The following is a 20,794-nucleotide window of genomic DNA, read 5'->3' as shown; positions in this document are numbered from 1 at the left end:
GCGGGGACAGCTCACCTGGAAAACGGGGATCTCCATGACCCCGAGTTGACCGCGGATTCCCCAAATCTCACCCGCGTCGGTGGACAGCACCGAAGTCATCGCACACCTTCAGAACCGAACAGTGACGATTCCACGAATTACCGAGGTCTTTGCTGATGGAACAAGAAGAAGGCAACAAGACGGCCGTGGACACCCCGGACAAGTTCTTCATGGGTCGAATCCGAAAGTTCGGGCCAGGAATCGTGGCAGTCCTGAGCATGATGGGAGCCGGTGACCTCGTCACTGCCTCCGTGTCGGGCTCAAGCTACGGGTACAACCTCATGTGGCTGCTCGCTCTCTCCCTGGTCGTTCGATTCGTCATCGTGAACCTCATGGGCAGGTACCAAGTTCTGAACCTGAAGGGGAACACGATAGTCGAGGGATACAGCGATGTTTCCAAGTACTATCCGTGGTTCATCGGAATTGCCATCCTCGTCAGCGGCCACTTTTTCAACGCCTACATGATCACCGGCGCCGGGGAGGCCCTTTCCTGGGTGTTCAACATCGGCCATCCATTCCTGTGGTCGTGCGCGGTGGTCCTGTTCAGCCTGTTCGTCATCGGCCGCAATGTCTACAGCACCATCGAGAACCTGCTCAAGGTCCTCTTGACGTTGATGACGATCGCCTTCCTCGGACTGGCGATCTACTCTGTTCCCGACCTGGGCGGGATCGCTCGGGGAACGGTGGGGTTCGGCATCCCGAGCAATACTGGCGCTTTCGGGGTGTTCGCCGTCGCCCTCTCACTCATCGGCGCGGTGGCGGGATCGATGGCCAACTTTCTGTACCCCTACTTCGTGCAGGAGAAGAACTGGAAGGGCGTGCACCACAAGAAGACCCAGCGCAACGACATCCTGTTCGGCATTTGCGCCGCCATAGTGATCAACTTGGCGGTCTGGGTCGTCGGCGCCGAGATCCTCAGCCCGAACAACATCGAGGTCAGCAGCCTGGAGGACATCTCCAAGGCGCTGTCGCTCCACCTGGGAAGCTTCGGGGCCATCGTCTTCTACCTCGGGGCGTTCGGAATTCTGTACAGCAGCGTCATCGGATACGCGAACGGCTTCCCCAAGATCATAGTCGATTGTTTGCACATGATCCGACCGGAGCGCCGGGAAAGATTCGGGCGCAAATTCGACGACGACCCGTGGTTCAAGTGGTTCAGCCTGTTCATGCTGACCTCCCCCATCGTCTGGTCCATCCCTGGGATGCCCGGGTTCGTTGAGATGGCGATCTTCGTCACCGGGATGCAGGCCGTCGTAGTGCCGATCACAGCGATCGGCCTCATGATCCTCGTGAACAAGTCGAGCCATTTGGGCGAGCACAAGGCGAGCGTCGCGGAGAACATCGTTCTGGTCCTGACCACTGCCCTGGCGATCTGGGTGAGCATCGAGGCGGTCATGGGCTGGTTCTAGCACTGCAGCCGTACTTCGGTGATCGTGGCCGGCGCTGGACTGACCTCGTTCATTCCACTGCAGACCAAGCTTCGCCCGGGGGAAGGCAGTTGCCCGCGGGCTGGTGAGCAGCGCCGCTCCGCTGAGCGCGTGCGAGAGCACGATCCGGGATCCTTCCAGTTTTGCCCATGACTGGAAGGATCCCGGACTCCGATCCCGCCTCCGGGGCAAGGACAGCTGTGCGAGCTCGCGCTCACTCCCGGCGAATCACGAGCGTTCCTCGAACGGACTCTCAAAGAGGTCTGATGTTCGATACCGGCTGGATCAAGAGCAGTCGCAGTTCCGGAGGCAGCGCCAACTGCGCGGAGGTGCGCCTCACCTCCACCGGGGCCGAGGTCCGCGACTCCAAGAATCCCGAAGAAGCGGTGCACACCTTCTCCGGCGTGGCGGTCCTTCGTGGACGGCATCAGTGCCGGGCGGTTCGCGGGCACGTCCCGGCACGGCTGACCCGACCGCGCCAGCGCACCCCGCGGGGTGTCTCCAGTTCTGCCTAGAATTGGAGACACCCCGGCAGGCAGCGGTTTAGGACACGAACTCCTCCTCCAGCATCTCCGTGACCAGCGCGGCCACGGGTGAGCGCTCCGAACGGGTCAGGGTCATGTGCGCGAACAGCGGATGACCCTTGAGCTTCTCGATCACGGCGGCCACGCCGTCGTGCCTGCCCACCCGCAGGTTGTCCCGCTGCGCCACGTCGTGGGTGAGCACCACCCGCGAGTTGGAGCCCAACCTGGACAGCACCGTGAGCAACACGTTGCGCTCCAAGGACTGCGCCTCGTCGACGATGACGAACGCGTCGTGCAGCGAACGTCCCCTGATGTGGGTCAGCGGCAGCACTTCGAGCATCTCGCGGTCCATGACCTCGTCGATGACGTTCTGCCCCGCGAGCGCGCCCAGCGTGTCGTAAACCGCCTGGCCCCAGGGCTGCATCTTGTCGCCCTCGCTGCCCGGCAGGTAGCCGAGCTGCTGCCCGCCCACGGCGTACAGCGGCCGGAACACCATCACCTTGCGGTGCCGCTGCTGCTCCATCACCGCGTCCAGCCCGGCGCACAGGGCCAGCGCCGACTTCCCGGTTCCGGCACGGCCACCCAGCGAGACGATCCCGACCTCGGGATCCATCAGGATGTCCAGGGCTATTCGCTGCTCGGCGGACCTGCCGTGCAGCCCGAAGGCCTCGCGCTCACCGCGCACCAGCCGCACCGACTTGTCCTCGGTGACGCGCCCCAGGGCGTTCTTCGTTCCCGCGAGCAACCGCAGCCCGGTGTTGACCGGCAGTTCCCTGGCTTCCTCCAAATCGGCCGAACCGTTCTTGAACAGGGTGTCCACCTCGTTCGGCGGCACGTCCAGATCGGCCATGCCGGACCAGCCCGTCGAGATCACGTCCTGGGCCCGGTACTCGTCCGCGTCCAGCGCGACGGCCGCTGCCTTCACCCGCAGCGGCATGTCCTTGCTGATCAGGGTCACCGGATGGCCGTCGGCCGAGAGGTTGAGCGCGCAAGCCAGGATGCGGGCGTCGTTGGAGTCGGTGCGGAACCCCGGCGGCAGCACCGCCGGATCCGAGTGGTTCAGCTCGACGTGCAGCCGACCACCCGACTCACCCACCGGGACCGGCTCGTCCAGCCGACCGTACCGCACGCGCAGATCGTCGAGTCCGCGCAGCGCCTCCCTGGCGAACCACCCGAGCTCGGGGTGGTGCCGCTTGCCCTCCAGCTCACTGATCACGACCAGTGGGAGGACGACGCTGTGCTCTGCGAACCTGCTTATCGCCCACGGATCCGACAGCAGCACCGAAGTGTCCAGGACGTAGCTGCGCACCTCCACTCCTCCGGGGTCTCCGGAGGTCGGCCGGTTCGGAGTGGGGGAATCCGCGGAGCCGAAGTCAGCGATGGGCTCCGCTTGCTGGGAACGTCGTGTCATCACGGCTACTCCCTAACGGGCGCGGTCCTTCGCACCCGTTCGTTGGCGGGCCGGGCCGCCCTGCACCAGAGGCTTCGGCCCGGGCGCCAATCGGGTGGAGCCCGCTCCGGCCTCGGCCGCGGGTGAAGGGCCTCCCCGGACGGGCCGCAATTACACGGCCCGTCACAGCGGACGCTACCCGCACGATCGGCTGTTGGCAGGCGGCCACACAGGTGATTCAACAGATCGTCATCCGAGTGCCACACAACGCACACCCGAATGTCGGAATCCCTTTCCCCCGCTTCCGGCGAGTTCCGCGGAGTCAGGCGCGCCCGTGCGACCCGGACCGCTGTCCAGCGAGTTGCCGCCGCAGGGTTCGCGGCGCGAACGGTTCCTCCAGCAGTCGCAGGTACCGCCGCGAGCGCCCGGCCGTCCCCTCGGCCGTCCCCTCGGCCGTCACCCACGAGTCGACCAGTTCCGCCCCGGCGGGGTAGAGCACCGAGTACGCCCCGGCCCGGGGATCCTCCAGCAACTTGAACAGGGTCTCACAGCGGTCCTCGTCGAGCAGCAACCAGTGTCGCAGGTACGCCCGCACCCGCGCCGGATCGGCGCCGTGCTCGTGCAGCATCAGAGCCGCGTCGCGGCGCACCCCGGCCAGCTTCCGCACGGCATCGTCCACCCGCTCGGCCAGTTCCCCGTCCGGAGTCCCGCCGATCCCGGACAGCACCCTCCGCGCCCAGCTCCCCCAACCACGACCGATCAGCACGTCCAGGCCGAGCTCGGCGAGTCCCTCGGCGACGACGCACTGCGGAGTGTTGGCCAGCGCGATCGCCTGCTCCGGGAACCCCGCGCGGCAGTACTGGGTGTGGTGTCCGGGGTAGGCCTCGTGCGCGAGCAGCCTGGGCAGACTGCCCAGCCGGTGTGGAGCCGCGAGGCTGATGGACACCCGCGAGCGCCGGTCGCCGAGGCAGTGCTGCAGCCCGCTGAACGAGGCGTCCTCGACGAACCGGTAGGTGGCCGTCTCGCGCTCGGGCAGCCCGAAGCGCTTCCCGGTTTCCAGGCGCAGCGACTCCGCCAGCGCGCGCACGCAGTCGGGAACCAGCCGCCGGGGGATGCGGTCGCGCCTGCGGAACTCCGCCATGCGCTCGGCCAGCGAACCCCCGGGCGGCAGCACTGCGTCGAGTTCGGAGTGCGCGCGCTCGTAGCTCTCCCCGTCCCCGGTGACGGCCTCGGTCTGGAAGTACAGCCGCAGCCGCGCGCCGAAGGGGATCCGCTCGCCCGCCAGCACCCGGGCGGCGCAGTCCAGCGCGGCGAGTTGTCCCAGCAGGAACTCCCGCCGGGGCGCGCCGAGCTCGCTGGAGCGCACCAGCCGGTGCAGGCGGCGGGCCTGGGCGGCCAGTTCGGCGGGTGCGGGGAGCGGCTCGGCGTGGACCTCGGCGCGCGTCCGCGCGGCGCCCGTGTAGCCGTGGACGAAGCCGGGCGCGACCCTCCCGAAGCGCAGGCCGAGCTTGAGGTACTCGGTGATCAGCGACCGATGGTGCACGTCGGGAGGGTAAGCCGTCTCGCGGTGCGCGGCGATACGTCGATTCCCCGGAAACCAGCTCAGCTTTTACGAAAAAAGCTCACAAGCAACGCGAAACCATGGTCGACACCTTTAGAGAAGAAAGATCAGCTATACACAATAGTGTTACACAGCTTTCCTCCCCTTCGGACGATCGATAGTTTTCCTGCGTGTGCACGGCCACTGTGGAATTGCTGGGGTTTCGCTGTGGGGACCCGTGCTCGGATCGTCCGTGACCAACAAGGAGCGAACAAGTGCTGAAGAAGGCTACAGCCGCTGTGGGTATCGCCGCCGCCGGGATGATGGCGATGGCTCCCATCGCCAGCGCCGACACCAAGGACAACGACGGCATCAACGTCCTCAACGACAACAACCTGAGCGTGTTGCCGGTCCAGCTGTGCAACAACGACGTCGCCGTGCTCGGCGCGGTCGTGCCGATCCTCTCCCCGAGCAACGCCAAGTGCGTCAACGCTCCCGTCGTCGACCACCCCAAGGCCGACTGACAACCGAGAGTCGTCCCCACGGCCGGAGCGACCGGAGTGGAAACAGCACCGAAAGGTGACTTCCACTCCGGTTTTCCATCGAAACCGCTGCCGCGCACGGGAACAATGCGCTCCCCGGCGACGAATCGGGGAACCATCGGTTCCGGAAAGCTTCGGCAGCGGTTTCCCGAAAACCACCGCTTTCACCGCGCTGAAGGACAACCGAGGCCTGCCGGGTGATTCGCGGATATCGAACCTGTCCGTAGAAGGAGAGTGACCTCAAGTGTTGAAGAAGGCTACAGCCGCCGCAGGCATCGCCGCCGCCGGAATGATGGCCATGGCCCCCATGGCCAGCGCCGACACCAAGGGCAACGACGGCATCAACATCCTCAACGACAACAACATCAGCGCGGTGCCGGTCCAGCTGTGCGGCAACGACGTCGCCGTGCTCGGCGCGGTCGCGGAAGTGCTCTCCCCCGAGCAGAGCCAGTGCGTCAACGCCCCCGTCGTCGACCACCCCAAGGGTGGCTGACGAACGGCAACCACGCTCGGGTGACGCCGGCCTGCCCGGCGGCTCCGAATGAAGCGGCGGGGTCGGACACCGCGGTTCGACCCCGCCCTTTCGCGTCCGTGACGTCCCCGCCCGCAGCAGTTCCCGCAGCACAGCTCCCGCAGCACAGTTCCCGCAGCACCGGGAAGGGCACTCAGCCGCCGAACCGGCGGTGTCTGGCGGAGAAGTTGCGCAACGCCCGGAGGAAATCCACCCGGCGGAAAGCGGGCCAGTAGGTCTCGCAGAACCAGAACTCCGAGTGCGCCGACTGCCACAGCATGAAGCCGGACAACCGCTGCTCCCCCGAGGTCCTGATCACCAGCTCCGGATCGGGCTGCCCCGAGGTGTACAGGTGCTCGGCTATGTGGTCGACATCGAGCGACTCGGCCAGTTCCTCGATGGTGGTTCCCGCATCCGCGTGCTGCTGCAGCAGCTTGCGCACGGCGTCCGCGATCTCCTGACGACCGCCGTACCCGACGGCGACGTTGACCTGCATCCCCGAACGGTTCTCGGTACGCAGCGCCGCTGCCGAGATGCGGGCCGCCATCTCGGTCGGAAGCAGATCCATCGCCCCGACCACGCGCACCCGCCACGGAGTGCCCGGCTGGGTGATCTCCTCGACCACCCCGGCGATGATCTCCAGCAGCGAGTCGACCTCTTTGCTGGCACGGCCGAGGTTGTCGGTGGACAACAACCACAGCGTGACAACCTCCACCTCGCTCTCCCTGCACCAGCCGAGAAAGTCCGAGATCTTGCGCGCCCCGGCGCGATGGCCGTGGTCCGCGTCCAAGCCGGCCTCTCTGGCCCAACGGCGATTGCCGTCCAGGATCACGCCGACGTGCCTGGGGTGCTGGGCCCCCTCCAGCTGACGACGCAACCGCCATTCGTAGAGATAGTAGACAAGTTCCCGTAGCCGAACCTTGAGCGCCACGTCTCAAGAGACTACGCGGACAGCGGAGCAACTCGTTAAGTGACCACACGGTCGCCGCGCAGAAACACGCGTGCCGGACGCCCCGTGCGCCCTCGCTCGGAGGCGGCCCCGCAGCCGAGGACAGTGCAGCGCCCTTGCCGTAGGCTCGGCCCCGTGCCTACGGCTAGCTCTTCCCGACAGTCCTCGGCGCCGGTGAAACCGCGCCTACGCGGATGGATCCACGCCTGGTCGACGCTGGGCGCGCTGGCCTCCGGTGCCGTTCTCATAGTCCTGGCCGCCGCCACCGTCTCCGGCAAAGCGGCCCTCGGGGCTTCCGTCTACGTCGCGACCGTTCTCGGCCTGTTCGGGGTCAGCGCGCTGTACCACCGCAAGACCTGGAAGACGCTCGGAGCTCGGACGTGGATGCGTCGGCTCGACCACTCCATGATCTTCCTGTTCATAGCGGGCACCTACACCCCCTTGGCGATGCTGGCCATGCGACCGACCACGGGCGCGGTGGTGCTCTCCGTGGTGTGGGGCGGCGCGCTCGGCGGGGTCGTGCTGAAACTCGCCTGGCCCAACTCCCCGCGCTGGGTCGGGGTTCCGGTCTACATCGCCCTCGGCTGGGTGGCGGTGTTCGTGCTGCCCGACCTGCTGAGCACAGCGGGGGTGGCGGCCCTGGTGCTGATCGTGATCGGCGGGCTGCTCTACACGGGAGGGGCGGTGTGCTACGCCACCCGGCGCCCCGATCCGTGGCCCGCGGTGTTCGGCTACCACGAGTTCTTCCACTCGGCGGTCTCCGCCGCGGCGATCTGTCACCACATAGCCATCTGGCTCGCCCTGTACTCCTGAGGGCTTCGGCGGCCCGGCTGGCTCGGGTGGTCACTTGGCGGACCCCCGCGGCCGATCCGACTGCGCAGCGGGGCGTTTCGGTCCCGGGAGCACCGGGGAAAGCCCCGGCGCGAACCGCGCTCGTCGACCACCCGAGCGCCGGTCACCCGTGCAACGCCGCTACGAGCTCCTCCACGGTGCCGACCGGCCGGTCGCAGACGAAGCCGCGGCAGACGTAGGCCGCGGGCTCCCCTTCCAGCGTCCCCCTGCCCTCCAGCAGCGGGGCCTCCGCGTTGTCCGGCTCCCCCACGACGGTGACCGCACCACCGGGGGCGTGCAGCCGAACCGCACCTGCCAGCTTCCCTCGTCCCGGCCCTTCGGGCCCGGCCACGGCGACCTGCAGCGGACCGTGCCGCATCGCCTCCGCGGCGGCGAGCCAGTGCCCCGCGAACCTCGGTGCCCGTTGCGCGAGCAGACCGGCCCGGTTCAGGGACCGCTCGGCAGCGGCCCGGTAGCGCTGCGCCCGTTCCGGCTCGGCGAGCGCACAAGCCGTCACCAGCGCGGAGGTCACCGCCGCGGCCCCGGAGGGGCTGGCGTTGTCCGTCGGATCCGAGGGACGGTTGACCAGGGACTCGGCATCAGCGGCGGTGTCGTGGAAGGCACCGGGGTTCTCCTCGTCGGAGAACAGCTCCAGGGCGGTGTCCAGCAGTTCGCACGCCAGGTCCAACCACCGGCGGGAACCGCCCGCCTGGTGCAGCTGGAGCAGCCCCTCGGCGAGGCAGCCGTAGTCCTCCAGCACCCCGGCCGCGTTCCCGGCGGTACCGGCCCGGGAGTTGCGCACCAGCCTGCCGTCCCGCCAATGGGTCTCGACCAGCAAGCGCGCCGCGTCCTCCGCGGCACGCAGCCAGTCGGGCCGGTCCATGGTGGTGGCGGCCTCGGCCAGCGCGGTGATCGCGAGCCCGTTCCAGGCGGTCACCACCTTGTCGTCCCGGTCCGGCTGCGGGCGCCGGGACCGCGCGCTCAGCAGCTCCGCGCGCACCCGGTCCCACCGCTGCGCGTCGTCGGGATCGCGCGGCAGCCGCAGCGTGGAGGCCCCGCGCTCGAAGGTCCCCTCCCGGGTGACCCCGAAGAGCTCCGCCGCCCAGGCTCCGTCCTCCGCGCCGAGCACCTCCCGCAACTGATCCGGGGTCCACACGTAGGTCAACCCCTCCTCGCCGTCGGTGTCGGCGTCCAGAGAAGCCGCGAACCCGCCCTCGGCGGTGCCGAGCTCGCGCACCATGAAATCGGCCGTCTCGCCGGCCACGCGCTCGGCCAGTCCCGGGCTGGTGCAGGAGACGTCATCGGTGGCGCAGCGCCGCGCCAGGTGGGCGTAGGCACGCAGCAGCAGCGCGTTGTCGTAGAGCATCTTCTCGAAGTGCGGCACGGTCCAGCTCGCGTCCACGCTGTAGCGCGAGAAACCGCCCGCCAGCTGGTCGTAGATCCCGCCCCTGGCCATGGCGGTGCAAACGCTCTCGGCCATCTCCCAGGCACGCGGTCCGGTGCCCTGCTCACCACGGCGCTCGTGGTGGCGCAGCAGGAACTCCAGCACCATCGACGGCGGAAACTTGGGGGAGTCGCCGAACCCGCCGCGGCTCGCGTCGAACTCCTCGGTCAGCCCGGTGACCGCCCCCGCGAGCGTCTCGTCGTCCACGTTCGACTCGGGAAGAGCCGCGCGCTGTCCCTCCAGGTGCTGCACGATCTTCGCGGCGCTCTGCCGGATCTCCTCAGTGCGCTCGTTCCACGCGCTGATCACGGCGTCGAGCAGCTGCCGGAAGGACGGCATCCCGCGCATCGGGGCCGCCGGGTAGTAGGTGCCGCAGTGGAACGGCTCCCCGTCCGGGGTGAGGAAGCAGGTCATCGGCCAGCCGGCCTGACCGGTCATCGCCTGGGTGGCCTGGATGTAGACCGCGTCGATGTCCGGGCGCTCCTCCCGGTCCACCTTCACGCTGACGAAGTTGTCGTTCATGACCTCGGCGATCTCGGGATCCTCGAACGACTCGTGAGCCATCACGTGGCACCAGTGGCAGGCGGCGTAGCCGACCGAGAGCAGCACCGGCACGTCCCTGCGCCGGGCCTCCTCGAACGCCTCGGCACACCACGGCCACCAGTCGACCGGGTTGTCGGCGTGCTGGAGCAAGTACGGACTGGTCGCCTGCGCTAACCGCTCTGCCATATTCGCAGCCTCCCACGTTGCAAGCTTCGCTGTCCGCCCGGTCGCCCCGGTGCGGCTCGTACGCACGGGGTACCCGGGTGGGGCCGCGGCCCCACCCGGACAGCGCTCCCGCCGCGCGGTTCGTGCGGGAACCGGATCAGTTCAGCCGCGACAGCTCCACTTCGGTGATCAGCCCTCTGTGGTCGGTGCCGCTGATGTCGACCGTCCGGTAGTCGGCGGCGGCCACCTCGCTTCCCCCGACGAGCACGTGGTCGATCGTGATCCCGAGGAACTCCGGCAGGGAGGACGGCCAGGTCGTGCTCAACCCGGTACCCGCGGTGCGGCCGACGTCCGTGCATCCGCCGGAGGTCAGTCGCCGCATCGGCCCCTGGTTCAGCGTGGAGTTGAAGTCCCCGGCGAGCACGAACGGCTCGTCCGCGGCGCAGTACTCCCCGAGCAGGCTGTGGCTGGACCACCAACCCGACGTCGCCCCCGGAAGCGGCGGCGATGGGTGCACGGCGGCCACGTGCCAGGACACCGCCGAACCGTTGATCCTCGCATCGAGCGTGCCCAGCGAGCCCGCGACGTTCTCGGTGCCGAACTCCGGTTCGAGTTCCTGCTTCACCAGCAGCGAGGTGGGGTACGGACCGGTCCGCCTGCGGACCGGATGCTCGAAGTCACCGACCAGCGGGGCGTCCGTCTCGTACGCGTACTCGTCCCCCGTTCGGGTGAGCCTGTCGACCAGCTTTCCGGCGTAATCCCTGGAGGCCTCGGGCAGTGAGACCACCTCCGGGTCGGCGCTTCGGATCTCCCGGGCGATCTCGGCCAGGTCGGCGCCGTCGGCGGAAACGTTGAAGACCGCTATCCCGACCGAGCTCGCACCGGACGAGACCGGCCCGCTCCTCCCCCAGGTCGGGGACAACATCCCGATCGTGGAAACCAGCGCTGTGACCAGCGTCAACGCCGAGATCACGAAGCGCCGCCGCCACAGCGGCACCGCGGCGATCAGCAGGACCAGCACGTTCAGCTGGGGGCGCAGCGCCGACAGCTGTGCCCACGGGCTGAACAGGTCGAGCCCGAGACTGCCCGCCCACAGCGCCGAAGCCACCCCGGCGAGCCCGCACAGGTAGAGCGCCGTTCGCAGCCTTCGTTTCCACGCTCCGCCCCGACCACCGGGAACGGCCCCGGAAAAGCTCTCGATCTTCAACGACCTCATCGTAAGGGGCGAGGTTCGGAGGCGGGTGCCGAATTCGCGGAATCAACGCCCGTCGTCGCGGTGCACGGCAGCCCGAACGCCGAGCGGGAAAAGGGACCGACCCCGTATCGGAAATCGGCTGCGCGGCGCGGAGATCGCGAGGCATGCTGATGCCCGTGTTGTTGACGTTGAGCACCACTCTGGGGGAAGGCCCGGACAGCGATCTGGGGTTCCTGCTGCACAAGCATCCCGACCGGGCGCAGTCCTTCGACGTGATGGCGGGCAGGGCGCACGTGTACTACCCGCGCGCCGACGAGTACGAGTGCACCGCGGCGCTGCTGCTGGAGACCGATCCGGTGGAGCTGGCGCGGCAGGCCCGCCAGGGCGGTTCCCGGGCGCTGGGACCCTACGTCAACGACCGCCCCTACGTGGCCTCCTCGCTGCTGGCGGTGGCGCTGGGCAAGGTGTTCCGGACCGCCCTGGCCGGCCGCTGCGCGGCACGGCCCGAACTGGCCACCCGAGCCGTACCGCTGCGGATCGAGCTGCCCGCCGTGCCGCACGGCCGGGAGCCGGAACTGCCGCGCCGCCTGTTCGAACCGCTGGGCTGGGAAGTCGAGCACGAGGTGCTGCACGATCCCGACCGGGGAGCTACCCGGTACGGGCGGCTCACGTTGCGCGGCGAGCACACCGTCTCCGCGGCGTTGAACCAGCTCTACGTGCTGCTGCCGGTGCTCGACGACGCCAAGCACTACTGGGTCGACCAGGACGAGATCGACAAGCTGCTGCGCGCGGGCGGGGCCTGGCTGGCGAGCCACCCCGAGCGGGAGCTGATCAGCGGGCGCTACCTGGTGCACGCGCGACCGCTGGTGGACGAGGCGCTGCGCCGGCTCACCGGCGATGCGGGGACAGACCACGAGGACGACGTCACCGAGACGCGCCCGCTGGCCGCGCAGCGCCGGGCCGCCGTGCTGGAAGTGCTGCGCGCTACCGGCTCCCGCTCGGTGGTCGACCTTGGGTGCGGCGACGGCAAACTGCTGCGGGACCTGCTCGACGACGCGGAGTTCGGCGAGATCCTGGGGGTGGACGTCTCCACCCGTGCGCTGCGGGCCGCCGAGCGCACCCTGCGGTTGGAGCGGCGCTCGGAACGCGAGAACCGCCGGATCCGACTCCGCCAGTCCGCGCTGACCTACACCGACTCCGGCCTGACCGGCTACGACGCCGCCGTGCTCATGGAAGTGATCGAGCACGTCGACCCGGAGCGGCTGCCCGCGCTGGAACACGCGGTGTTCGGGCACGCGCGCCCGGCCCTGGTGGTGCTGACCACCCCGAACTCGGAGTACAACGCGCACTTCCCGGAGCTGGTCGGCGGGACGCGCCATCCCGATCACCGCTTCGAGTTCGACCGCGCCGAGTTCGCGGAGTGGACGCGGCGGGTCGCGAGCACCCACGGATACACGGCGACCTCCAGCGGCGTCGGCGAAGCCGACCAGCGGCTCGGACAGCCCACCCAGCTGGCCGTGTTCACCCGAGACGACCTCTCCGACGGGGGAACGACATCATGACCGAGACCGAGACCGGGGACGCGAGCGCGGACTCGGCGGGGACCGAGCTGGAGCTGCCCGAGCTCGCGCTGATCGTGCTCGTCGGTGCCTCCGGCTCCGGCAAGTCCACCTTCGCCGCCAGGCACTTCCCGCGAACCCAGGTGCTGTCGAGCGACCACTGCCGCGCGATGGTGGCCGACGACCCCACCGACCAGGCCGCGACGGCCGACGCCTTCGAGGTGCTGCACCACATCGCGGGCAAGCGGCTGGCTGCGGGCCGGGTGACCGTCGTGGACGCCACGAACGTGCACACCCACGCCAGGGAGTCGCTGATCCGGCTCGCCCGGGAGCACGACGTGCTGCCGGTGGCCGTGGTGCTCGACATGCCCGAGAGCGTCTGCCTCCGGCGCAACGCCGAGCGCCCGGAGGCCCCGAGTCCGGGTGTGGTGCGGCGGCAGCGCAAGGACCTGCGCCACTCGTTGAAGAGACTGCGCCGGGAGGGCTTCCGCCGGGTGCACGTGCTCCGCTCCGAGTCCGAGGCGGACTCGGCGGAACTCCGGTGGAGCCGACTGCTGAACAACCGCCGCTCCGACACCGGACCGTTCGACGTGATCGGCGACGTGCACGGCTGCCGCGTCGAGCTGGAAGCACTGCTGAGCGAGCTCGGCTACCGGCTGCGGCGCGATGCCGACGGGAACGCGGTCGACGCCGAGCACCCGGCGGGCAGACGCGCGCTGCTGCTGGGCGACCTGGTGGACCGGGGACCGGACAGCGCGGGCGTCCTCCGGCTGGTCATGGGCATGGTCGGGTCGGGCAACGCGCTGGCGGTCATCGGCAACCACGAGCACAAGCTGGTCAAGGCCCTCGACGGCCGCAAGGTGCGGATCTCGGAGGCGCTGCGGGAGACGCTGGAGCAGCTCGACGAGCTGGGCGCGGACTTCCGCCGACGTGCCCGCGACTTCTGCGACGGGCTGACCGCCCACTACGTGCTGGACGGCGGGAACCTGGTCGTGGCGCACGCGGGGCTGCCGGAGCGCTACCACGGCAGGGCCTCCGGGCGGGTGCGCGCGATCGCGATGTACGGCGAAACCACCGGTGAGACCGACGAGTGGGGACTGCCGGTGCGCTACCCCTGGGCCAGGGACTACCGGGGCGGGGCGACGGTGCTGTACGGCCACACCCCGGTGGCCTCCGCCGAGTGGATCAACGACACGATGTGCCTGGACACGGGGTGCGTGTTCGGCGGGGAGCTCACCGCGCTGCGCTACCCGGAGCGGGAGACGGTGTCGGTACCGGCGGAGCGGGTCTACAGCGAACCGGCACGTCCGCTGCGCAACCACGAACCGGCACGTCCGCTGCGCAACCACGAGCCGGCCGCCCGGGAGAGCAGCGAGCGGCGCGCTCCCGCCGAGCGGACCCCGCGCCGCGAACCGGGAACGCTCGACCTCGGTGACGTGTCCGGACGCCGCGTGGTGCACACCGGCCACCACGGCAGGCTGACGATCGGTGCGGAGCAGTCCGCCGCCGCCCTGGAGGTGCTGAGCAGGTTCGCGATCGACCCCCGGCTGCTGCTGTACCTGCCGCCGACGATGCCGCCCTGCTCCACGGTGACCGAGGGTGAGCTGCTGGAACACCCGGAGCGGGCCTTCGCCGACTACCGGAAGCAAGGAGTGCGGGAGCTGATGTGCCAGGAGAAGCACATGGGCTCGCGCGCCGTGGTGCTGCTGTGCCGCGACGACCGCACCGCGCGGGAGAGATTCGGGGTCGAACCCCGCCCCGCGGGCACGCCGGGAGTGGTCCACACCCGCACCGGACGGGCGTTCTTCGACGAGCCGACCTCGGCCGCGCTGCTCGCCCGAGCCCACGCCGCCGTGGGCCGGACCGGCCTGTGGGAAGAGCTGGGCACCGACTGGTTGCTGCTGGACGCGGAGTTGCTGCCCTGGAACGCCAAGGCCGCGGGGCTGGTCGACGAGCAGTACGCGGGCCCGGCCACGGCGGGTGAGAGCGCGCTGCGGAGCACGCTGCGCGGCCTGCGCAAGGCGGAGCGGCGCGGAGTCGACGTGGCCGCGTTGCGGACCCGGTTCGAGTCCAGGCAGGCCGATGTCGAGCGCTTCCGCACGGCCTACCGCGCGCACTGCCACCCGGTCGACGGGATCGAGGGGGTGCGGCTCGCGCCGTTCCGGGTGCTGGCGAGCGAGGGACGGGCGTACGGCGACAGCGAGCAGGAGTGGCACCTGGCCACGGCCGACCGGCTCGCGGCAGCCGATCCGGGGCTGTTCCGCACGACCGGGAGACGCGCGGTCGACATCGACGACGCGGGTTCTGTCGCCGCGGCCACCGAGTGGTGGGAGGAACTGACCGCCGCGGGCGGGGAGGGCGTGGTCGTCAAACCGCGCACGGCCGCGCTGCGCGGCCGGAACGGGCTGGTCCAACCCGGGGTGAAGGTGCGGGGCGGGGAGTACCTGCGGCTGGTCTACGGGCCGGAGTACACCGAGCCGCACAACCTGGAGCGGCTGCGGAAGCGCTCCCTGGGCAGGAAACGATCGCTCGCGCTGCGCGAGCACGGCCTGGGACTCGAGGCGCTCGACCGGCTCGCCGCCGGTGAACCGCTGTGGCGAATCCACGAGTGCGTATCCGCCGTGCTGGCGCTCGAGTCGGACCCGGTGGATCCCCGGTTGTGATCACTCCGCGCGGAACGGTCCGCCCGTGCGGGCCGTTCCACGCGGATGTGAGCGGGAACTCCCGCGACCGCTCGGCGGGAGAGTTCCGCTCAAGCCTCACGCCCCCGCGCACGAGACTCCGCGGAGTCCTCGCCCGCGGCGGAGTCGCCCGCGGCGGAGTCGCCCGCGGCGGAGTCGCCCGCGGCGGCGTCCTGCGTGGTGGCCTTCCGCGTCGCGGTCTCCTGGGCGGAGAGCTCCCCTCCGGAATCCCCGGATTCGGAGGACCGTCCCGACTCCGCGGAAGTGGTGGCCTCCTCCGTGGCCGCGGGTTCGGCGGTGCCCTCGTCCGACTCGCCCGTGCCCTGCGCAGCGGCACGGGCGCGTTCGGCTCGCCTGACCCGCGTGGGAGCGGCTGCCGCGGCCCGCTGCTCGTCGAACCGCTCCGGCACCTTGCGCAGCTGCTTGCTCAACGAGCGGGCCAGGAAGGCGATCGCAATCAGCAGCACCAGGACCAGGAACAAGCCCAACGGGGTGGACTTGCCGAAGTTGTCGCTCTCCACTCCCGGTCCGGAGTCCTGCGCCAGCGCGGAGAGCGCAGGACGCGCCCCCGTCGCGAGCACCGCCGTATACCCAAGCACCGTCATGCGTGCACTCGCTCCTGCACTCCGGCGAACAAGTCGTCCTCCGGCAACGTCGTGTCCACCAGCGATCGCACCAGCTCGTAGTCCTCAGTGGGCCAGACGGAACGCTGGATGTCCAACGGCACCGCGAACCAACGGCTGTTCGGATCGATCTGGGTCTCGTGGGCCCGCAGTGCCTCGTCGCGCACCTCGAAGTAGTCCGCGCACTCGATCTGCGTGGTCACTCGCTCGTAGGGGTCCGGACGGGATCCGTCCCACTTGCGCAGCCACTCCTCGTAGGGCGACTCGAGGCCGCGCTCGAGCAGCGAATCGTGGAACAGCTCCATGCGCCTGCGCGAGAAACCGTGGCAATAGTACAACTTCAACGGCTGCCACGGCTGCCCCTGCTCCGGGAAGCGCTCGGGGTCGCCGGAGGCGTCGAAGGCCTCCATGGACACCTCGTGGCACTTCACGTGATCGGGATGCGGGTACCCGCCGGTCTCGTCGTAGGTAACCACCACGTGCGGGCGGAACTCGCGCACGAGCCGCACCAGCTCCGCCGTGGGCACCTCCAGCGGCTGCCGGGCGAAGCACCCCTCCGGCAGCGGCGGCGGGGGATCTCCCTCGGGTAGACCGGAGTCCACGAAGCCCATCCACCGGTGCTGCACACCGAGTATCTCGGCCGCGCGGGCCATCTCCTCGCGCCGGATCTCCGGCATCTTCTCGACCACACCCGGCCGATCCATCGCAGGGTTCAGAATGCTGCCCGCCTCACCGCCGGTGCAGGTGACGACCATCACGTCGTTTCCCTCTGCGGCGTAACGCGCCGTGCTGGCCGCCCCTTTGCTGGACTCGTCGTCCGGATGGGCGTGCACAGTCATCAGGCGAAGCCTCTCCGCCATTGTCCGGTAATCCTTCCCGTCTGGCTGTCGACACCTGTACCGCCCCCACCGAGTACGGGCGGCACACCCCAGGGATACTCAACCGAAGGTGCCCTTCCATTGTTCCCGAACGGTGACACCGGTGGGAGGCAGGTTCGGCTCCGGACCAGGCGATCCGACAGGACGTCGAGAGGCGAAGACCGTGACGAGTTCATCCGAGACCCCCGGCGGACCCCCCGAAGGCAGGTACGGCTCCCCCCGGAAGGGCCGCGGCAGGCGGTGGCCCGTGTGGGTGCTGGGCACGCTGGTGCTGCTCGCGGGGATCGGGGCCTCGGTGGCCGCCTACTCCAACTTCGGCAGCGCCCCCATCGAGGGCAAGGCCGCCACCTTCGACGTCCGTGACGAATCGGTCCGGATCACCCTGGAGGTCCGGCGCGACGACCCCACCCGATCGGCCGAGTGCGTGGTCCGCGCCAGGGGGCACTCGGGCAAGGAGGTCGGACGGGCCGAGGTCTACCTCCCCGCCGGGCAGCCGACCACCTACCGCCGCACCGTGCTGAAAACCTCGGCCCCACCCGTCACCGGGGAGGTCTTCGGCTGCTCCTATGATGTCCCCCGTTACCTCGATCCGAACGAACGGCCATCCGGGTGAAGTTACCTCCGCACGCCGGAGGTGCTGACGAAATCACTCACAGCACGCCCTGTTTCGTGTTATTGTCGCTACCAGCACGGTCCCGCACGGGCCGTGTTTTTCCATTCCGAGCTCTTCGGGGTGCGGAAGATAGCGGCCCGCGGAGTGCGGAGCCACAGTCGACGAGGAGTGGTGACCGTGAGCGATACCCAGGCGACATGGCTGACCCAAGACGCTTACGACCGGCTCAAGAGTGAGCTGGACGAGCTCGTGGCCGAGCGCCCGGCGATCGCTGCGAAGATCAACGAAGCTCGTGAAGAGGGCGACCTGAAGGAGAACGGCGGTTATCACGCCGCTCGCGAGGAACAGGCCCAGTTGGAAAGCCGCGTTCGCCAGCTGCAGGAGCTGCTGCGCAACGCGAAGGTCGGTGACGTGCCGACCGAGTCGGGCGTCGCGCGTCCCGGATCGGTACTTACCGTGCGCTTCGAGGGTGAGGACGAGGAGGAGAAGTTCCTGCTCGCCAACCGCGAGGAAGGCGCGCACGGGGACATGGAAGTCTACTCGCCGAACTCGCCGCTCGGCCAGGCTCTCCTGGACGCCCGGGAGGGTGACGTGTGCGAGTACGACCTGCCCAACGGCGGCAAGATGCAGGTGACCCTGATCAAGGCCGAGCCGTTCCAGGGCTGAGCCGGGCTTTTCCGTCGTGGCTTTTCCGTCGTGCTGCGGGCTCAGCATGAAGCTTTCGGCACTGTGACCTCGAAAGAAGCCGCGATGAGCCCTCTTAATCGGCTCCTCGCCCCCCAGCCAATCACGGTGTTCGATTCACGAGGCGGCCACGTGCGCTCATGCGCCTCGCCGGCCCCGCTGGGGCGTTCCTCGCGCGTGAGGACGCGCCCCGTCGCTCGTGGACGAGGGCCCGAGGCGCCGTTTGCTCGTGGATACCCGGTTGGACGTTTCGCGCGAAACGTTCAACCGGGTGCCGGGCCCGTCCGCCCTGCCCCGCTTCTCCGGTGAGCACGCGGACAAGTGAGTGCGCGGGCAGCGGCACGCGCGGAGAACATCACCCGGCCATCCGCTCCAGCAGTGGACGAACCCGGGGCGGAACCGGAGTGGACAGCGCTATCGAGGTGGAGGTGCGCCGCACCCCCTCCACGGCCACCACCCGATCTATGACGCGTTGCAGGTCGTCGTTGGACCGCGCGACCATCCGCACGAACAGATCGCCCTGCCCGGTCGTGGCGTGCACCTCGCAGACCTCGTCGATCGCGGAGAGCTGCTCGGCGACCACACCACGCCGCCCCTGCGCGATCTCCAGCACGGCGAAGGCGGTCAACCCGTAACCCACCGCGGCCAGGTCGAGTTCCGGTGGGAAGCCGCGCAGCACCCCCTTGCGGACCATGCGGTCCATTCGCGCCTGCACCGTGCCGCGCGCCACACCGAGCCTGCGCGAGCACTCCAACACCCCCAGTCTGGGTTCGTCGGACAGCAGGAGCAGCAGCCGAGCGTCGAGCTCGTCCAGAACACCGTCACCCGCCGTGGTGGACATGACACGCTCCCAACATCTTCCGGCAGTACAGGATGAGCAACCGCTCCCCCGCAAAGCGAGCACGAATCGAGCAATTTGTACAGCCGCGGAAGCGCCTGTTGCGCAGAGTGCCCGGTGCTCGCACGCTGATGCGGAACGGAGTCCCAGCGCAGCGGGAGGCGACCATGACCGAAGCCACGAACCGGAGCAGCACCGCGGAACGCGACGACGTGACCTTCGACCAGATGAAGCAGCTCGTGGGGCTGGTCCAGCACGACCCGTCCCAGGACCCCTTCCCCGTCAGGTCGATGGACGCGGTGGAGTTCGTCGCGGGCAACGCCACGCAGAGCTCGGTCTTCTACCAGAGCGCCCTCGGGATGCGGCTGGTCGCCTACCGGGGACCGGAAACCGGCTTCCGGGACCACCGGGCCTACGTGCTGGAGTCCGGCTCGGCCCGGTTCGTGCTGAAGGGGGCCGTCGACCCGAACAGCCCGCTGGCCGACCACCACCGGGCGCACGGCGACGGAGTGTCCGACCTCTCCCTCGAGGTGACCGATGTGGACAGGTGCCTCGAGCACGCCCGCTCCCAGGGGGCCGTCGTGCTGGAGGAGCCGCACGAACTGTCCGACGAGCGGGGAACGGTCCGGTTGGCGGCGATAGCCACCTACGGGGAGACCAGGCACAGCCTGGTCGACCGCTCCCGGTACTCCGGCCCCTATCTGCCCGGCTACGTCGCCAGGACGAGCGGGTATCGCAAGCCCGAGGGCGCCCCGAAGCGCGTCTTCCAGGCGATCGACCACTGCGTGGGCAACGTCCCCATGGGCGAGATGGACCAGTGGGTCGCCTTCTACAACAGGGTCATGGGGTTCGTGAACATGACGGAGTTCGTCGGCGACGACATAGCCACCGAGTACTCGGCGCTGATGAGCAAGGTCGTGGCCAATGGCAACCACCGGGTCAAGTTCCCGCTCAACGAGCCCGCCGTGGGCAGGAAGAAGTCGCAGATCGACGAATTCCTCGAGTTCTACGGTCAGGCGGGATGCCAGCACATCGCCCTGGCCACCAACGACATCATCGGTAGCGTCCGGGCGATGCGCGCTGCCGGCGTCGAGTTCCTGGAGGTGCCCGCCTCCTACTACGACGACCCGCAGCTGCGGGCCAGGATCGGGCAGGTCCGCACCTCCATCGAGACCCTCAAGGAGCACGGGATCCTCGTGGACAGGGACGAGGACGGCTACCTGCTGCAGATATTCACCAAGCCCATCGGGGACCGACCGACCATGTTCTTCGAACTCATCGAGAGGCACGGTTCCCTCGGCTTCGGGATCGGCAACTTCAAGGCGCTCTTCCAGGCCATAGAGCGGGAGCAGGAGCTGCGCGGCAACCTCTGAGCGCACCGGAACCGCGGAGGGGCGCGAGGGGAGCTCGTGAGGGAGAGCTCGCGACCGGGGTGCTGCCGGGACGCTTTGGGTACGCTCGGTGTCGCACAGTCGTTCACAGCGGCACGGATGCGTGGTCAGGCCGCCGTGGCGCCCCTGGAGGTCTCATGACGCGAGCGAGCACCGCTGGAGGAGCGATGTCGCTGGTGGCGGGCATCCTCACCGCGACCGCGCTGTGCGCCGTAGCGGTGTTCACAGTGGTCGGTGCGGGGTGCGAGGACCCAGGCAGCTACGAGCGGCGCGGCGGAGTTCTCGAACTGGTGAACGGCTGCGTCAGCCGTGAGGACCTGCCGGTGCGCGCGAAGCACGAGGCCCCGTCCCGGCAGGACCCGCCCCACCGCTTCGACGGTTCCGGGCAGCGATCCCCCGAGGTGGATTCGTGAGCGGTGTCCGGATC

The 20,794-nt window shown here is 69.3% G+C and carries 19 protein-coding genes; 11 read left to right on the top strand and 8 right to left on the bottom strand.

From position 1 onward, the window contains the following. The first annotated feature begins 155 nt into the window (after nt 1–155). Nucleotides 156–1,448 carry an Nramp family divalent metal transporter gene (locus tag G9Q41_RS12485; protein WP_092528030.1) on the top strand — a complete coding sequence of 431 codons (1,293 nt, stop codon included), beginning with the start codon at nt 156–158 and terminating at the stop codon, nt 1,446–1,448. Nucleotides 1,449–1,732: 284 nt separating this feature from the next. Further along, nucleotides 1,733–1,981: a DUF397 domain-containing protein gene (locus G9Q41_RS12480; RefSeq protein ID WP_092526620.1), complete on the top strand. Its 249-nt coding sequence runs from the start codon at nt 1,733–1,735 to the stop codon at nt 1,979–1,981. 28 nt (nt 1,982–2,009) lie between these two features. On the opposite strand, the gene G9Q41_RS12475 is transcribed toward G9Q41_RS12480, so the two are convergent. Both G9Q41_RS12475 and G9Q41_RS12470 read right to left on the bottom strand, forming a co-directional pair. Beyond that, nucleotides 2,010–3,401: a PhoH family protein gene (locus G9Q41_RS12475; RefSeq protein WP_092526617.1), complete on the bottom strand. Its 1,392-nt coding sequence runs from the start codon at nt 3,399–3,401 to the stop codon at nt 2,010–2,012. 301 nt (nt 3,402–3,702) lie between these two features. Continuing rightward, nucleotides 3,703–4,923: a hypothetical protein gene (locus tag G9Q41_RS12470; protein WP_347567581.1), complete on the bottom strand. Its 1,221-nt coding sequence runs from the start codon at nt 4,921–4,923 to the stop codon at nt 3,703–3,705. A gap of 272 nt (nt 4,924–5,195) precedes the next feature. Here G9Q41_RS12470 and G9Q41_RS12465 point away from each other — a divergent pair, with 272 nt between their 5' ends. Together G9Q41_RS12465 and G9Q41_RS12460 are read left to right on the top strand one after the other, a co-directional pair. After that, nucleotides 5,196–5,444, top strand: coding sequence for a hypothetical protein (locus G9Q41_RS12465; RefSeq protein ID WP_017976531.1), 249 nt, complete (start codon nt 5,196–5,198; stop codon nt 5,442–5,444). Nucleotides 5,445–5,706: 262 nt separating this feature from the next. Next, on the top strand, nt 5,707–5,955 hold the full coding sequence (locus G9Q41_RS12460; protein WP_175455157.1) for a hypothetical protein: 249 nt from the start codon (nt 5,707–5,709) through the stop codon (nt 5,953–5,955). Nucleotides 5,956–6,127: 172 nt separating this feature from the next. Here G9Q41_RS12460 and G9Q41_RS12455 read toward each other — a convergent pair whose 3' ends face one another. Further along, nucleotides 6,128–6,904 carry an isoprenyl transferase gene (locus G9Q41_RS12455; RefSeq protein WP_165633333.1) on the bottom strand — a complete coding sequence of 259 codons (777 nt, stop codon included), beginning with the start codon at nt 6,902–6,904 and terminating at the stop codon, nt 6,128–6,130. Between the two features lie 153 nt (nt 6,905–7,057). On the opposite strand from G9Q41_RS12455, the gene G9Q41_RS12450 reads away from it, so the two are divergent. Beyond that, a complete protein-coding gene (locus G9Q41_RS12450) occupies nt 7,058–7,735 on the top strand; it encodes a hemolysin III family protein (protein ID WP_165633332.1) in 678 nt (225 codons plus the stop codon). A gap of 142 nt (nt 7,736–7,877) precedes the next feature. Here G9Q41_RS12450 and G9Q41_RS22355 read toward each other — a convergent pair whose 3' ends face one another. Both G9Q41_RS22355 and G9Q41_RS12440 read right to left on the bottom strand, forming a co-directional pair. Next, nucleotides 7,878–9,926, bottom strand: coding sequence for a thioredoxin domain-containing protein (locus G9Q41_RS22355; RefSeq protein ID WP_165633331.1), 2,049 nt, complete (start codon nt 9,924–9,926; stop codon nt 7,878–7,880). A gap of 136 nt (nt 9,927–10,062) precedes the next feature. After that, on the bottom strand, nt 10,063–11,112 hold the full coding sequence (locus tag G9Q41_RS12440; RefSeq protein ID WP_165633330.1) for an endonuclease/exonuclease/phosphatase family protein: 1,050 nt from the start codon (nt 11,110–11,112) through the stop codon (nt 10,063–10,065). Nucleotides 11,113–11,264: 152 nt separating this feature from the next. Here G9Q41_RS12440 and G9Q41_RS12435 point away from each other — a divergent pair, with 152 nt between their 5' ends. Together G9Q41_RS12435 and G9Q41_RS12430 are read left to right on the top strand one after the other, a co-directional pair. Then, nucleotides 11,265–12,662, top strand: a complete 1,398-nt coding sequence (locus tag G9Q41_RS12435) for a 3' terminal RNA ribose 2'-O-methyltransferase Hen1 (protein WP_242687405.1) — start codon at nt 11,265–11,267, stop codon at nt 12,660–12,662. Then, the gene (locus G9Q41_RS12430; RefSeq protein WP_165633329.1) at nt 12,659–15,322 is read left to right on the top strand and encodes a polynucleotide kinase-phosphatase; all 2,664 of its coding nucleotides are present in this window, start codon (nt 12,659–12,661) and stop codon (nt 15,320–15,322) included. Before G9Q41_RS12435 ends, G9Q41_RS12430 begins: the two co-directional genes overlap by 4 nt. An 89-nt stretch (nt 15,323–15,411) precedes the next feature. On the opposite strand, the gene G9Q41_RS21550 is transcribed toward G9Q41_RS12430, so the two are convergent. Further along, entirely contained in the window at nt 15,412–15,945 is a 534-nt protein-coding gene (locus G9Q41_RS21550) for a hypothetical protein (protein ID WP_207631266.1), read from the bottom strand. Next, nucleotides 15,942–16,823: a mycothiol conjugate amidase Mca gene (mca, locus tag G9Q41_RS12420; protein WP_092526596.1), complete on the bottom strand. Its 882-nt coding sequence runs from the start codon at nt 16,821–16,823 to the stop codon at nt 15,942–15,944. Before mca ends, G9Q41_RS21550 begins: the two co-directional genes overlap by 4 nt. Before the next feature lie 181 nt (nt 16,824–17,004). Between mca and G9Q41_RS22350 the strand changes: the two genes are divergently transcribed. Together G9Q41_RS22350 and greA are read left to right on the top strand one after the other, a co-directional pair. After that, complete coding sequence (locus G9Q41_RS22350; RefSeq protein ID WP_165633328.1) at nt 17,005–17,454, top strand: DUF4307 domain-containing protein; 450 nt, start codon at nt 17,005–17,007, stop codon at nt 17,452–17,454. Between the two features lie 177 nt (nt 17,455–17,631). Then, nucleotides 17,632–18,120, top strand: coding sequence for a transcription elongation factor GreA (gene greA, locus G9Q41_RS12410; RefSeq protein WP_347567580.1), 489 nt, complete (start codon nt 17,632–17,634; stop codon nt 18,118–18,120). 373 nt (nt 18,121–18,493) lie between these two features. Here the strand turns inward: greA and G9Q41_RS12405 are convergent, their stop codons facing one another. Beyond that, nucleotides 18,494–18,979 carry an Lrp/AsnC family transcriptional regulator gene (locus tag G9Q41_RS12405; protein WP_092526587.1) on the bottom strand — a complete coding sequence of 162 codons (486 nt, stop codon included), beginning with the start codon at nt 18,977–18,979 and terminating at the stop codon, nt 18,494–18,496. A 164-nt stretch (nt 18,980–19,143) separates the two neighbouring features. On the opposite strand from G9Q41_RS12405, the gene hppD reads away from it, so the two are divergent. After that, complete coding sequence (gene hppD / locus G9Q41_RS12400; RefSeq protein WP_092528020.1) at nt 19,144–20,349, top strand: 4-hydroxyphenylpyruvate dioxygenase; 1,206 nt, start codon at nt 19,144–19,146, stop codon at nt 20,347–20,349. A 155-nt stretch (nt 20,350–20,504) separates the two neighbouring features. Next, nucleotides 20,505–20,780, top strand: coding sequence for a hypothetical protein (locus tag G9Q41_RS12395; RefSeq protein ID WP_139186599.1), 276 nt, complete (start codon nt 20,505–20,507; stop codon nt 20,778–20,780). The last annotated feature ends 14 nt before the right edge of the window (nt 20,781–20,794 follow it).

Origin of the sequence: Actinopolyspora sp. BKK2, assembly GCF_011291845.1 — a bacterium.
GTDB classification, from domain to species: domain Bacteria; phylum Actinomycetota; class Actinomycetes; order Mycobacteriales; family Pseudonocardiaceae; genus Actinopolyspora; species Actinopolyspora saharensis.
Note: the sequence above shows the minus strand (reverse complement) of the source record. Positions and strands in the feature narration are given on the sequence as shown.

Coding starts and splice junctions, on each gene's coding strand:
- G9Q41_RS12475 (WP_092526617.1), bottom strand. CDS start 3,401: ATGACACGACGTTCCCAGCAAGCGGAGCCCATCGCTGACTTCGGCTCC.
- G9Q41_RS12485 (WP_092528030.1), top strand. CDS start 156: ATGGAACAAGAAGAAGGCAACAAGACGGCCGTGGACACCCCGGACAAG.
- G9Q41_RS21550 (WP_207631266.1), bottom strand. CDS start 15,945: ATGACGGTGCTTGGGTATACGGCGGTGCTCGCGACGGGGGCGCGTCCT.
- G9Q41_RS12480 (WP_092526620.1), top strand. CDS start 1,733: ATGTTCGATACCGGCTGGATCAAGAGCAGTCGCAGTTCCGGAGGCAGC.
- G9Q41_RS12435 (WP_242687405.1), top strand. CDS start 11,265: ATGCTGATGCCCGTGTTGTTGACGTTGAGCACCACTCTGGGGGAAGGC.
- G9Q41_RS22355 (WP_165633331.1), bottom strand. CDS start 9,926: ATGGCAGAGCGGTTAGCGCAGGCGACCAGTCCGTACTTGCTCCAGCAC.
- hppD (WP_092528020.1), top strand. CDS start 19,144: ATGACCGAAGCCACGAACCGGAGCAGCACCGCGGAACGCGACGACGTG.
- G9Q41_RS12430 (WP_165633329.1), top strand. CDS start 12,659: ATGACCGAGACCGAGACCGGGGACGCGAGCGCGGACTCGGCGGGGACC.
- G9Q41_RS12395 (WP_139186599.1), top strand. CDS start 20,505: ATGACGCGAGCGAGCACCGCTGGAGGAGCGATGTCGCTGGTGGCGGGC.
- mca (WP_092526596.1), bottom strand. CDS start 16,823: ATGGCGGAGAGGCTTCGCCTGATGACTGTGCACGCCCATCCGGACGAC.
- G9Q41_RS12405 (WP_092526587.1), bottom strand. CDS start 18,979: ATGTCCACCACGGCGGGTGACGGTGTTCTGGACGAGCTCGACGCTCGG.